The following is a 12,975-nucleotide window of genomic DNA, read 5'->3' on the forward strand; positions in this document are numbered from 1 at the left end:
ACCGTGTCTGTGGGAGAAGCCGTCGAGACCGAGCCGCGGCGCGGGCCCGGCCGGGCTGCGCGCTTCGCGCTGATCGTGACCGCCGTGCTGGTGCTGCTGTTCGGCGTACCCTGGTGGACGTTGATCTGGTCCGGCAATGAGTGGCCGGGTGCGGTTTTCGTGGGCGGGACGGTCGTCTTCGTGGTCGCCGCCGCCGCCTTCCCGGGGCTGATGTTCTCCGGGCACGGCCAGCATCACCGGGATCTGCCCGCGCGGATCGCCGACACCCTGCTCGGCATCGTCTGGGTGTTCTTCGTCTGGTCGGTGCTCGGTAACGTGCTGCGCCTCGTGCTCGCCGTCGCCGGGGTCGCCGATCCCGCCCGCTCCCGCATCGTCACGGCGGTGGTGGCGGTGGTGGCGATCGTGCTGCTCGTCTGGGGGAACATCGAGGCGATGCGCGTCTCCCGCGTACGCCGCATCGACGTGGTTATCCCGCGGCTCGGCGCGGGGCTGGACGGGTTGCGGGTCGTGTTGCTGACCGACACGCACTACGGGCCGATCAACCGGGCGAAGTGGTCGCGGGGCGTGGTCGACGTGGTGAATTCCCTCGATCCGGACGTCGTCGCGCACACCGGCGACATCGCCGACGGTGAGGTGGCGCAGCGTCGCGAGCAGGCAGCACCGCTCGGGGATGTCCGCGCCGGGCTGGCCCGGGTCTACGTGACCGGCAACCACGAGTACTTCTCCGGCGCCCAGCGCTGGGTGGAGCACATGGCGTCGCTGGGCTGGGAGGCCCTGCACAACCGGCACGTCGTCGTCGAGCGCGGCGGCAGCAGCCTGGTCATCGCCGGGGTCGACGACCGCACGGCGGCCGGCTCGGGAGTGCCGGGGCACCACATGGACCACGAGGCGGCGCTGCTCGGCGCCGACCCGGAGCTGCCGGTGCTGCTGCTGGCGCATCAGCCGCAGCAGATCACCGGGGCGGTCGCGCACGGCGTCGACCTGCAGATCTCCGGGCACACCCACGGCGGGCAGATCTGGCCGTTCCACTATCTCGTGCGCATCGACCAGCCGGTGCTGCAGGGGCTGAGCAGGCACGGCGAGCGCACCCAGCTCTACACGTCGCGGGGCACCGGTTTCTGGGGGCCGCCGTTCCGCGTCTTCGCGCCGAGCGAGATCACCCTGCTGACGCTGCGTTCCGCGTAGGAGGACACGCTCAGCCGCCGAACCTCAGCCGGAAGTCGGCGAGGGTCAGCGAGAACAGGGGACGGCGCCCGGCCAGCCAGGACAGCGGGCCGGTCCCGTCGACGTCCCAGGTGATGCGGGTCGCGCGAACGGCTGCTCTGCCGCGTACCCGTGTGGTGATGTCTTTCTGAATCAGTGTGAGTGGGGTGGGCCACCGGCCCGGCACACGACGGCCCGGCCTGATCGTCGCCGAAGCGATCCCCGCCGCGACGGCGAGGGGCGGGCTGACCTCGAGCACTGCCAGGTCTTTCGGGATGGCCCACAGCGCGCGGCCCCCGTCGCGGGAGGCCGGGCTGTCGACCCAGATGTGCGTGATCGTCTGCCGGCGCCCGCGGAGCAGGACCGCGGTGAGCAGTTCGCGGTAGTCGAGGACGCCACCGGGCTCGTAGTCGACCCAGGCGGCACCGACCGGGACACGCCCGGCGACGGTGACCGGTCGCAGCCCCGGGTCCAGGGTGGGCAGGCTGCGGACGGGCAGGAGGAAGACGGACAGGTAGAGCTGTCCCCGAAGGTTCCACGGCGCGGGTGGATACATGCGTCCACAGTAGGGTGTCGCAGCGCTCTGAGCAGGGGCGAGTTCGCTACCGTCACTTTATGTTATTACGTGCATACTTATCGTGCCTGCTCGTCGCGGGCCTCCTTGTCGCCGGTGCGACCCCCGCACCGGCCGCCGAGTTCCGGCCCGGAGCGGCAGGCCTGGGTGATCCCTACTTCCCGCTCGCGGGCAACGGCGGGTACGACGTCCAGCACTACGGGCTCGACATCACGTACACGCCGAAGTCCGGGCAGCTCGCCGGCGTGGCGACGATCGAGGCGGTCGCCACCCAGGGCCTCTCGTCGTTCAACCTCGACTTCGACGCCCTGACGCTGCGGTCGCTGACGGTGAACGGGCAGCCCGCCCGGTGGCGCCGCGCGAACGGCGAGCTGACCGTGACACCGGGCGCCGGGCTGCGCAGGGGGCGTACGTTCACCGTCGTGGCGCGCTACGACGGCGTACCGCAGATCATCGAGGACTCCAACCTCGGCGCGTCGGGGGTGTTCCGCACCGACGACGGCATGGTGATCGCCGGTCAGCCCGAGGTCGCGTCGAGCTGGTTCCCGGTCAACGACCACCCGCTCGACAAGGCCTCCTACACGATCCGGGTGACCGCGCCGCAGGGCCTCCAGGCGATCGCCAACGGGGTGCTCAAGAACCATCTCACCCGCCACGGCTGGACGACGTGGACGTGGGACGCGCGCGAGCCGATGGCGTCCTACCTGGCCACGGCGACGGTCGGCGAGTACCGCGTCACCGCGTACCGCAAGAACGGGATCCGGTTCCTGGACGCCCTCGACCCGAAGCTGTTCACCCCGGCCGCCACGCCCCGCACCGGCACGCACATGGCGCTCAGCCGGACGGGCGAACCGGCCTACAAACGGCTCACCCGGACCATCACCGTCCCCCGGGCCGGCGCGACCGTCAGCTTCTGGGCCGACCGCGACACCGAGTATCCGGACTACTTCTTCGTCGAGGCGCGCCCCGCCGGCACCGGCGACTGGACGACTCTGCCCGACACCAACGGTCACACCTCGAACGACACGGACGGCATCTGTGAGTACGGCGAGCGGCTGCACCCGTTCCTCCTGCACTACGTGACCGTCAAGGGCTGCGAGCCGTCCGGCACCACCGGCGACTGGAACGCGGCAACGGGCGAGAGCGACGGGTACGAGCACTGGTCGGTCGACCTGGATCCGTACGCGTCGAAGAAGGTAGAAATCTCCCTGACCACCGTGAACGACGACGCCTTCACCCTGGCCGGCGCGGCAGTCGACGACGTGGTCGTGTCCACCGGGGACGGCAGCACGTCCTTCGAGGCCGGCCTCGGCGGCTGGAAAGCCGCGAAAGCCCCTGCCGGCAGCAGCACCGGTGCCACGACCTGGATCGCGGGCACGGTCGCCGACCTCCCGCCGACCACCGGCGACTTCGCCGCCGGCTCCCTGGCCCGCGAACCCGAGATCCTCGACTTCCTCGGCAGCGTCTTCGGCCGTTACCCGTTCTCCGCCGCCGGGGGCATCGTCGACGCCGACGACGGGCTCGGCTTCGCCCTGGAGAACCAGACCCGCCCGATCTACGCGCAGGCCTTCTTCACCTCACCGGCGGACGGCGACTCCGTCGTGGTGCACGAACTCGCCCATCAGTGGTACGGCGACAGCCTCGCCGTCGCCCGCTGGCAGGACATCTGGCTCAACGAGGGCTTCGCAACGTACGCGGAATGGCTGTGGGCCGAGCACGAAGGACTCAGCACCGCCCAGGAGGAGTTCGACTCCTACGCCGGCTCCTACGACGGCGACGAGTCGTTCTGGGAGCTGCCGATCGGAGACCCCGGACCCGAACACCTCTTCGACAGGCAGGTGTACACCCGCGGCGCCATGACTCTGCACGCCCTGCGCCTCGCCGTGGGCGACAAGGCGTTCTTCCGCATCCTGAAGAAGTGGGTCACCAGCCACGCCGGCGGGAACGTCACCACGCCGGATTTCATCACCCTCGCCGAGAAGGTCTCCGGCAAGCAGCTGGACGCACTCTTCGACACGTGGCTCTACTCCCCTGTCCAGCCCGCCTCGTCGGTCCCGTCCTAGGCCGATCCGGCCGCGGTGCGGCTGAGCGTGACCGGGCGTGACCCGGATCCGGTCCTCCTGCACGACGCTGCATGCTGACATGGTGCGAGAGCTGAGAGCTACCTGGGACTTCGCGGGCCACACCCTGACGGCGACCGCGGGCAGCGTGACGGGGAACCGGTACGACGACAACTACGACGTGCTGCACCTGGACGGCGGGCGGGTGCTCGCCGTGATCGCGGACGGGATGGGGGACGGGGCGGGGAGCCGCGCTGCCGGGCGTGCGGCGGCGGATGTCTTTGTGGAAGTGACGGCGACCACGCACGGGCCGGACGCGCTGCGGGCTGCCGTCGCCGAGGTGCAGCTCGCGGTCCGGGAGGCAGGCCGGGGCATCGCCGGGCTGACCGGGTGCACGCTCACCGCGTTCGTGGGTGACGGGTCCGGGGCATGGCTGGTGCAGCTCGGTGATTCGCGGGCGTACCGACTGCGGGACGGGCTGCTCGAGCTGCTCACTGTCGATCACACCGCGGCATGGCTGGGCCTGCTGCATGGCTGGTACGCCGCGGGCTCGGCCGAGGCGCACGCGGCCGGCTACCAGCTGACCCGGTACGCGGGCCACCCCGGGATGCCCGAACCGGACCTGCTCAACGTCGGGCTGCGCGCCGGCGACGTGTTCCTGCTCTGCACCGACGGGGTCAGCGACCAGATCCCCTACGAACGGCTGGCCGCGCTCCTGTCGGCCGGCACCGTCACCGAGCTGCTCGAGGAGACGTTGCGGGCCGGCGGTAAGGACAACGCCACCGCGGTGATCATCCGGGTGAAACGGTGATCAGGTGTCCTCGTCGTGGCTGTCAGGCGGCCTGTTCGAAGCGGCGGATCTCGCGGGCTTCCTTGGCGTAGCGGGTGAGCAGGTGGACCGTGCGGGGGCCGGCCACGCCGTCCGGGTCCAGGCCGACGTGGGACTGGAAGTGGCGGACGGCGGTGGTCAGGTTCTCGTCGGTGGGGCCGACGGGTATGCGCAGGGCGGTGAAGTGTTCGCGCAGGGACCCGGGGTCCGCGGTGGGGGCGGGCTCGTCGCTCCAGCCGATCAGGCCTCCGACGGCCGTTCCGACCACGCTGAGCATTCCTCGTGCCGACATCGCGACCTCCTTGTTTCGTCGTACTCACATCATGCGGAGTTCGCCTGTGCCGGGCCTCTGCCGACGGGCCCGACCTGCTTTGAATCAGCTATGACTTTCGGCCGACCGGCGGCACACCTAAGGGTTTTCCCTGGTCGCGGTGGTTTACAGCAAACCCACAGACGCTTCACCGGGAGCTGACAACCGGGCGGGCAACAGTAGTGACATCACCGCTGAATCGAAGGCAGGCGCGTCATGACCGATCTGTTGACCCGGCCCCCGTACTCCGACCCGTACGGCGACGGCTCCCACGGCGACAACTCCTACGGCGACGGCACGTCCTCCCACAACGCGCCGCCGCCGCTGCCGCCGAACGTCTACAGCCACCGCAGGGGTGGGAACGGCCGCTGGCCTCGCCGGATCGCCGGGGGTGCCGCGCTGCTGGCGCTGGTCGCCGGTGGGGGTGCGAGCGGGGCCGTGATCGCCGAGCACTACGCGAACGACGGTACGACGACCGCGGCGGCCGGGACCACGACCACCGCGACGAACGCGAGTGCCGCCACCACCGAGAGCAACAGCCTCGCCGCCGTGGCCGCGAAGGTGTCGCCGAGCATCGTCACCGTGCTGATCGACGGGCAGAACGAGTCGGCGCTCGGGTCGGGGGTCGTGCTGCGCTCCGACGGGCTGGTGCTGACCAACAACCACGTCATCTCGTCCGGGGGGACCGTGAGTGTGCGGCTCTCGGATGGGCGTACGGTCCCGGCCGAGGTTGTCGCGACCGACACCACGCACGACCTGGCGCTGGTGCAGGCGACCGGGATCACCGGGCTGACCCCGGCGACGTTCGGCACCGACGACTCGGTAGCGGTCGGTGACACCGTGCTGGCGTTCGGCGCGCCGCTGGGCCTGGAGGGGACCGTGACGTCGGGCATCGTGTCGGCGCTCGACCGGGAGGTGAGCACCGGCACCGAGAAGCTGAGCGGGCTGCTGCAGACCGACGCCGCCATCAACGAGGGCAACTCCGGTGGCGCGCTGGTCGACACGTCCGGCAACGTGATCGGCATCAACGTGGCGATCGCGACCGCCGACACGTCGAGCACCGGCAGTGTCGGCCTGGGATTCGCGATCCCGGCCGACACCGTCACCCAGGTGGTCAAGCAGCTGGAGACGAAGGCCAGCTGAGTTTTCGGGGCTCAGCCGGCCAGGTGGCCGTAGGTGTTCTCCAGCTCCTGCCACGTGCCCTGGGCCACCGCGCGGCCGCCGATCAGCACGACCACCCGGTCGGCGCCCGACAGCGCCGCCCGTTTCGAGGTCGAGCCGACCACCGTCACGCCGTGCCCGCGCAGCGCGCGCCACAGCTCCAGCTCGGTGGTGACGTCCAGCGCCGAGGAGACGTCATCCGCGACCAGCAGCTCGGTGCGCGGCGCGAGGGCCCGGGCCAGGGCCAGCCGTTGCAGCTGGCCGCCGGAGAGCCGGGTGCCCTTGTGCCCGATCAGCAGCTGCAGCCCGCCACCGGCGACCGCGAGGTCGTGCTCCAGCTGGGCGGTCGTCACCGCGTCGGCGGCGTCGACCTCGTGGCCGAGCGCGATGTTGTCGGCGACCGTGCCCGACAGCACCCGGGGCAGCTGCGCGACATAGCCGACCTGGTTGGGCCGCAGGAACGTCTCGGGTTCGTCGACGTCGCGGCCGTTCCAGGTCAGGGAGCCGGTGTGGTGCACGATCCCGGCGAGGGCCCGCAGCAGCGAGGACTTGCCCGCCCCGACGGGCCCGACGACCAGCACCAGCTCGCCGCGGTTGACCGTCAGGTCGATGTCCTTCGCGCCGACCGTGCCGTTCTCGTGGACGGCGCTGAACCCGGTCAGCCGCAGCTGACGCAGCGGGTCACGCGGCGCCACCGGCGGTGCCTCCGCGGTGCCGGCGTTGATGTCGACCCCCGGGACCGTGGACGAATACGCCGCGGCCCCGGCCATCGCCACCGTGCGCCGGGTCCAGACCCGGGCCGACGGGAAGTGCGACACCAGCGACGCGGTGGTCCAGGCGAACCATCGGGCCGAGCCGAGCGTCGCCACCGCGATCAGCGTCGCCGCCGCCGACAGGTTGCCGGACAGATACATCGCCCAGGCCGCGATCGGGAGCAGGCCGCTGAGCACCGACGGCGTCGAGCGGGCCCACACCTGGATCGCGATCTCGCGGCGCTGCCGCTCGCTGCGGAGCTCGTCGAGCCCGGCCAGGTGGTTGAGCACCGGCACGGTCGCGCCGGCCAGTTTCACCGTGCGCGCGGCTGACAGCGAAGACACCAGGGCGGTGGCGAAGGAAGCTCGAGCGGCAACCGTACGCCGGGCCGCGCGCTCCAGCCGCGGCCCGAACAGCGTCGCCATCAGCCCGGAGACCACCATCGTGCCGACGAAGAACATCGCGGGCACGAACGACTGCGACGCCAGCGTCATCGCCACGATCATCAGCAGGCTGATCGAGGTGTCGACGAGGTTGTCGGCGAGCATGACGACCCGCTCGGTGTCACCGCCCTGGGCGACGACCTCGGCCGGGGTGAACTTGGTGATCCGGCGCGGCCCGATCTGGCCGTGCACGAGCCGCTGGCTGATCCGCAACATCTGGCGCACCCACCACTCGGGGAACCAGGTGCCCGTGTAGTAGAGCGTCGGGATCGCCACGATCAGCGACGCCGCGATGCCGACGGCGGGCCACAGCGGGTCGCCGAGGCCGTCCACCACGTGGGCCCAGAACAGCGGCAGAATCGCGCCGTCGAGGCCGAGCAGCACCAGGATCGCGAAGAGCCCGACCGCCGCGAGACCGTAGCGCGGGTCGTTGGTGGTGAGCCGGAAGATCTCCCGGAACGTATGGGCGGGCGGCGGCTCGGGCAGCGGCGGCGGCTCCTCCAGCGGCAGCGTGTTGCCGAGCTCGGTGCGCAGCGGCTCCTCCGGCTCGCGTTCCAGCAGCGCCACCCCGCCACCGGCGCGGGCCGGGGCGACCATGTTGCTGCTGGCGAGCAGCTCGGCGAAGCGACGCGACTGCGCCATCGGCCCCGCCTCGAGCACCGCGCCGTCGGCGAGCACCACGACCTCGTCGCAGCGCTGCACCGAGGAGAGCCGGTGCGCCACGATGACGCCGATGCGCCCGCGCAGCAGCCGGTCGGTGGCGCGCTGCACCCAGGCCTCGGTGACCGGGTCCATCCGCGCGGTGGCCTCGTCGAGGATCACGACCTTGGGGTCACGGACCAGGATCCGGGCGAACGCGACGAGCTGTTCCTGCCCGGCGGAGAGCACGTAGCCGCCCTCGCCGAGCTTGGTGTCGATGCCGTCGGGCAGGGTGCCCGACCACGTCGTCAGGCCGAGCTCCTCCAGCGCGGCACCGGCACCGGCGAGCAGCTCCGGGTCGAACAGGGCGATGTTCTCGGCGAGCGTGCCGGCGAGGATCTCGGTGCGCTGCGGGACGATCGCCGTCCACCGGCGCAGCCCCTCGACGTCGAGATCGACCATGTCCGTGCCGCCGAGGAAGACCGTGCCGCGGGGCACGTCGACGGCCCGGGTCAGCACCTTGGCGAGGGTGGACTTGCCCGATCCGGTGCGGCCGATCAGGGCGTACGACCGGCCGGGCGCGAACGTCAGGGTCACATCGCGCAACGCCGCCGGGCGCTCCGAGTCGTCCTCGCCGTAGCGGAACGTCAGGTCGCGGACCTCGAGCAGGCCGTCGGTGGGGTCCTCGCCGCCGCTCGGCTCCTGCGGGACGTCGCGCAGCAGCAGCACGCGGCCCCAGGCTCCGAGCGCGTTCTGCAGCTCGGGAACCATCCGGGTGACCTGTTCGAGGGTGCCGCCGAAGCCCAGCGCGAGCAGCCAGACCGCGGTCAGCCGGGCACCGTCGATGTGCCCGGCGGTCAGCGCCCAGGCGCCGGCCAGGACGAGCCCCGCGATCAGCACCCGGGTGATGGCACCGGCGGTCATCGTGATGCGCGACGACATCCGCCAGACGATCCGGCCCCGGCGCAGCACCTCGCGGGCGCGCCTGGCGTAGAGGCCGCGCACGTAGGGCGCGGCGAGGCTGGTGCGCACGTCGTCCTGGCCGTGGATGGCCTCTTCCATCACCGCGGCCAGGTCGGACCAGGCCTCCTCCTCGCTGATCCGCACGGGCGAGATCCGCTGGATCGGCTTGTTCATCAGCAGGACCAGCACGATCGACACCAGCACCATGCCGATGCCGGCCGGCCACCAGGCGAAGAACGCGGTGACGATCGACAGCACCGCGACCGCGAGGGACTGGGCCAGCCGCACGCCGCTGCCGCGCAGCTCGGAGCCGACCTGGTAGACGTCGCTGTCGATCCGGTCGAGCAGCTCGCCGACCGGCGTGTTCTCCAGCGTGGGCACGTCCTGGCCGAACGCCACCCGGCACAGCCCGCGGCGGGCGGACGCGGCCCAGTCGGCGGTCAGCCGGGCAGCGGCCAGGCTGACCATGACGTCGCTGAGCACGGCGATGACCAGCGCACCCGACAGCACCCCGAACAGCGGCATCGACCGGTGCACAAGCACGGCCCCCGCGAGGCCCAGTGACGCGGCCTGTCCCGCGGCGCCGAGCACGATGAGGACGACGATGAAGGCGGTGCGACGGGGCGAAGTCCCCCATAAGTCGCGAAGCAGACGCATCAGAGGTCCTCAAGCAGCAGGGAAGGCGGTACCCCCCATCCTGCGTGCCGGGCCGGGTCCGGCTCAACGCATTTACGGCGATCCGGACGTCACGTACGTCACTTCACGCGGATCCCCCACCCTCGGCACCGCCTGGCGTCCTTTTAGGATTGGGCGAACAATAGCGATGCATCTCTATTAACTTTCCTTGCACCTTGGCAAGCATGCCCACGGGGTGGGCGTAATTCATCCCGCCCGAACGCAGAATCACAGGATTTTCTCCTGCTGGAGCCGATCGATGTAAAGATTGTCCGTATTTCTGCCCATCTGGCTGCACCATGCAGCAACTCGTAACGGGCGCGATAGTGGCGAAAACAAAAAGGAAACGTGAACGAAATGGCGACCCCGTGCCGTTATCCGTTCGATATGTCAAACCATTTCTCATGACGATCTTGCGGACTACGTTTCCGTCGCGGCATCGAGGAACCGGCACGCAGGGCGCGTGGCGGTGGCATGCCGACGGAGGTGATCCACCGCGTGGAACCGCTGATCGAGGGGGCCCGGCCCGCCGAGCCGGCCGCGAGCTCGCCGAGCCGGCCGGTGCGCACCCGGGGCAAGTCCCCGACGGCCATCGCGTTCGCCCGGCTCCGCACGGACCGGGTCGCGGTGATCTGCGGCGCCATCTTCCTGTTCTTCGTGCTGATCGCGATCTTCGCGCCGCTGCTGGCGAAGCTGGAGGGCCAGTCCCCCACCGCGTACCACCAGGAGCTCGTCGACGACTACGGCTTCCCGACGATCGGCCCGACGAGCGAGCACTGGTTCGGCGTCGAGCCCCGCCTCGGCCGGGACCTGTTCGCCCGGTGGGTCTACGGGTCGCGCCCGTCGCTGATCGTCGCCACGTCGGTCACGATCATCACGTCGCTGCTCGGGGTCGTCGTCGGGCTCGTCGCCGGGTTCGCGGGCGGCTGGACCGACCGGATCCTCTCCTGGGTCATCGACTTCGTGCTGAGCCTGCCGTACCTGCTCTTCGCGATCGCGGTGCCGGCGGTGCTGCTGTCGATCTTCGTCGGGCCGGCGGACGGCGCCTCGGTCGACCAGGTGTCACGGGTGCGGTTCATCTCGCTGATCCTGGTGCTGTCGCTGTTCGGCTGGGCGGGGCTGGCGCGGCTGATCCGCGGTGAGGTGCTGTCGTTGCGGGAGCGGGAGTTCATCGCGGCGGCCCGCGTGCTCGGCGTACCGACCAGCAAGGTGCTCTTCAAGGAACTGCTGCCCAACCTCGTCGCGCCGATCGTGGTGTCGACGTCCATGGCGCTGCCCTCGTACATCGTCGTCGAGGCCGGTCTGACGTACCTCGGTGTCGGGCTGACCGAGCCGACACCCTCCTGGGGCGTGACGATCTCCGCCGCCCAGAGCTTCTACCGGGCCGACCCGCTCTACCTGTGGTTGCCCGTGCTCGGCATCACCGTGCTCGTCGTGGCGCTCAGCCTGCTCGGCGACTCGGTCCGCGATGCCTTCGATCCCCGCACCCGACGGTGACGGTAGCCCGACGGTGACGGTAGCTACGCCCTTCCTGGTGACAGTGTTGAGAAGAGGAACAATGGCGAGGCGTTACAAAGCGGCTGTGGCGGCGACCGCCGTCGTGGCCCTGGGGCTCACGGGCTGCGGCAGCCCGTCGTCCAACAACGGCAACAAGCCGGATTCCGGCAACGGCGCGATCACCACGCAGACCTCGTCGATCGACGCGGCCGCGAAGGGCCCCGCCGCCGCCGTGCCGGGTGCGAAGAACGGCGGCACGCTGACCGTCTACTCCGCGAGCACGCCGAACACGTTCGACCCGACCGACACCTACTACTCCGACTCGCTGGCCATCGGGCGGCTGCTCTACCGCACCCCGACGCAGTTCGTGGTCCGCGACGGCAAGTCGGTGCTCGTGCCCGACCTCACCGACGTCGGCAGCGTCTCGGACGACAAGCTGACCTGGACGTTCAAGATGCAGCCGGGCATCAAGTACCAGGACGGCAGCGAGGTCAAGGTCGAGGATCTCGCGTACGCGATCAAGCGGTCCTTCGCCCGTGACCTGTACCCCAACGGCCCCGCGTACCAGATGCAGTACTTCAAGGGCGGCGACACCTACAAGGGACCGTACGTCGCAGGCGGCGACAAGTTCGACGGCGTCGAGACGCAGGGCACCGACACGCTGGTCATCCACCTGACCCGCGCGTTCGCCGACCTGCCGTTCTTCATGACGTTCCCGCTGTTCTCGCCGATCCCGCAGGCGAAGGACACCAAGGCCGACTACAAGAACAAGCCGATCTCGACCGGACCGTACGAGTTCGACACGTACACCCCGGGCGTCGAGCTGAAGCTGAAGAAGAACCCCAACTGGGACGCGAACACCGACGCGGCGCGGCACAACTACGTCGACGGCTACGACTTCAAGTGGGGTGGCGAGGACGTCAAGACCCAGCAGCAGGTCCTCAACAGCAACGGCCCCGACGCGAGCGCGCTGAACTACGCCGACGTGGACAGCACGCTCGTACCGCAGGTGACCGGCGACAAGAAGGCCCAGCTCGTGTCGGGCGAGAGCCCCTGCACCTACGTGTGGCAGATGGACACGACGAAGATCCCGCTCGAGGTCCGCAAGGCGATCGCGAAGGCGTGGCCGTACGACCAGACCTGGAAGGCCGCCGGGGTCAGCGATCTCATCGGCCAGAAGGCCAGCACGTTCATGCCGCCCGGCGTCCCCGGCTACCAGGCGTACCCGGCGGTGACCGACCTGTCCGGCACCGGCACCGGTGACGCCGCGGGTGCGAAGGCGCTGCTGGCGGCCGCCGGCAAGACCGGCTTCGAGGTGAGCTGGTACTACGACAACACCAAGCCGATCTCGCAGCAGGTCAGCCAGGTCCGCGCCGACGCGCTCACCGCGGCGGGCTTCAAGGTCAAGGCGATCGGTGTCACGACCGCCGACCTGCGTACCAAGATCTCGGACTACTCCGCGCCGGTCAACATGGCGCAGGGCCCGCGTGGCTGGTGCTCCGACTGGCCGAGCGGTGGCTCCTGGCTGCCGGTCATGTTCGAGTCGCACAGCGTCGCCGACCAGACCAGCTGGGGCATGCAGCAGGACAAGACCGTGGACGCACAGATCGACGCGGTGGCGAACATGCCGGCCGACCAGGCCGTCTCGAAGTGGGCCGGGCTCGACCAGGCGATGATGGAGAAGTACCTCGCGATCCCGTTCTACTACACCAAGATGGGCATCGTCGTCGGGACGAACGTCGGTGGCGCCCAGGGCGACCCCGGTGCCGGTATGCCGGCGTTCTACGACATCTACCTGAAGAGCTGACAACCCCGTGGCGGCCCGGTCCCCACCGGGCCGCCACGGCTCTTTCACCTGGAGTCCCCGC

General features: G+C 70.4%; 9 protein-coding genes. 6 read left to right on the top strand and 3 right to left on the bottom strand.

Going from position 1 to position 12,975, the window contains the following annotated elements:
• The first annotated feature begins 3 nt into the window (after window positions 1-3).
• On the top strand, window positions 4-1,185 hold the full coding sequence (locus tag Aco04nite_RS22555; RefSeq protein ID WP_212999239.1) for a metallophosphoesterase: 1,182 nt from the start codon (window positions 4-6) through the stop codon (window positions 1,183-1,185).
• 10 nt (window positions 1,186-1,195) lie between these two features.
• On the opposite strand, the gene Aco04nite_RS22560 is transcribed toward Aco04nite_RS22555, so the two are convergent.
• Complete coding sequence (locus tag Aco04nite_RS22560; protein WP_212999240.1) at window positions 1,196-1,759, bottom strand: acetoacetate decarboxylase family protein; 564 nt, start codon at window positions 1,757-1,759, stop codon at window positions 1,196-1,198.
• Between the two features lie 59 nt (window positions 1,760-1,818).
• On the opposite strand from Aco04nite_RS22560, the gene Aco04nite_RS50250 reads away from it, so the two are divergent.
• Together Aco04nite_RS50250 and Aco04nite_RS22570 are read left to right on the top strand one after the other, a co-directional pair.
• A complete protein-coding gene (locus tag Aco04nite_RS50250) occupies window positions 1,819-3,840 on the top strand; it encodes a M1 family metallopeptidase (protein WP_212999241.1) in 2,022 nt (673 codons plus the stop codon).
• Between the two features lie 82 nt (window positions 3,841-3,922).
• Window positions 3,923-4,648, top strand: coding sequence for a PP2C family protein-serine/threonine phosphatase (locus tag Aco04nite_RS22570; protein ID WP_244876203.1), 726 nt, complete (start codon window positions 3,923-3,925; stop codon window positions 4,646-4,648).
• 22 nt (window positions 4,649-4,670) lie between these two features.
• On the opposite strand, the gene Aco04nite_RS22575 is transcribed toward Aco04nite_RS22570, so the two are convergent.
• The gene (locus tag Aco04nite_RS22575; protein ID WP_212999242.1) at window positions 4,671-4,958 is read right to left on the bottom strand and encodes a peptidoglycan-binding protein; all 288 of its coding nucleotides are present in this window, start codon (window positions 4,956-4,958) and stop codon (window positions 4,671-4,673) included.
• A gap of 234 nt (window positions 4,959-5,192) precedes the next feature.
• On the opposite strand from Aco04nite_RS22575, the gene Aco04nite_RS22580 reads away from it, so the two are divergent.
• Window positions 5,193-6,119: a S1C family serine protease gene (locus Aco04nite_RS22580; protein ID WP_212999243.1), complete on the top strand. Its 927-nt coding sequence runs from the start codon at window positions 5,193-5,195 to the stop codon at window positions 6,117-6,119.
• 11 nt (window positions 6,120-6,130) lie between these two features.
• On the opposite strand, the gene Aco04nite_RS22585 is transcribed toward Aco04nite_RS22580, so the two are convergent.
• Window positions 6,131-9,592 carry an ATP-binding cassette domain-containing protein gene (locus Aco04nite_RS22585; RefSeq protein ID WP_212999244.1) on the bottom strand — a complete coding sequence of 1,154 codons (3,462 nt, stop codon included), beginning with the start codon at window positions 9,590-9,592 and terminating at the stop codon, window positions 6,131-6,133.
• Window positions 9,593-10,084: 492 nt separating this feature from the next.
• Between Aco04nite_RS22585 and Aco04nite_RS22590 the strand changes: the two genes are divergently transcribed.
• Window positions 10,085-11,107: an ABC transporter permease gene (locus Aco04nite_RS22590; protein WP_244876204.1), complete on the top strand. Its 1,023-nt coding sequence runs from the start codon at window positions 10,085-10,087 to the stop codon at window positions 11,105-11,107.
• A gap of 61 nt (window positions 11,108-11,168) precedes the next feature.
• Window positions 11,169-12,914: an ABC transporter substrate-binding protein gene (locus tag Aco04nite_RS22595; RefSeq protein ID WP_212999245.1), complete on the top strand. Its 1,746-nt coding sequence runs from the start codon at window positions 11,169-11,171 to the stop codon at window positions 12,912-12,914.
• Window positions 12,915-12,975: the final 61 nt, after the last annotated feature.

It is taken from the genome of Winogradskya consettensis (assembly GCF_018332715.1).
Lineage (GTDB): Bacteria > Actinomycetota > Actinomycetes > Mycobacteriales > Micromonosporaceae > Actinoplanes > Actinoplanes consettensis.

Bases quoted from the DNA above. Each gene is read 5' to 3' on its own strand.
- Aco04nite_RS22560 (WP_212999240.1), bottom strand. From the start codon at position 1,759: ATGTATCCACCCGCGCCGTGGAACCTTCGGGGACAGCTCTACCTGTCC.
- Aco04nite_RS50250 (WP_212999241.1), top strand. From the start codon at position 1,819: ATGTTATTACGTGCATACTTATCGTGCCTGCTCGTCGCGGGCCTCCTT.
- Aco04nite_RS22575 (WP_212999242.1), bottom strand. From the start codon at position 4,958: ATGTCGGCACGAGGAATGCTCAGCGTGGTCGGAACGGCCGTCGGAGGC.
- Aco04nite_RS22580 (WP_212999243.1), top strand. From the start codon at position 5,193: ATGACCGATCTGTTGACCCGGCCCCCGTACTCCGACCCGTACGGCGAC.
- Aco04nite_RS22585 (WP_212999244.1), bottom strand. From the start codon at position 9,592: ATGCGTCTGCTTCGCGACTTATGGGGGACTTCGCCCCGTCGCACCGCC.
- Aco04nite_RS22590 (WP_244876204.1), top strand. From the start codon at position 10,085: ATGCCGACGGAGGTGATCCACCGCGTGGAACCGCTGATCGAGGGGGCC.
- Aco04nite_RS22595 (WP_212999245.1), top strand. From the start codon at position 11,169: ATGGCGAGGCGTTACAAAGCGGCTGTGGCGGCGACCGCCGTCGTGGCC.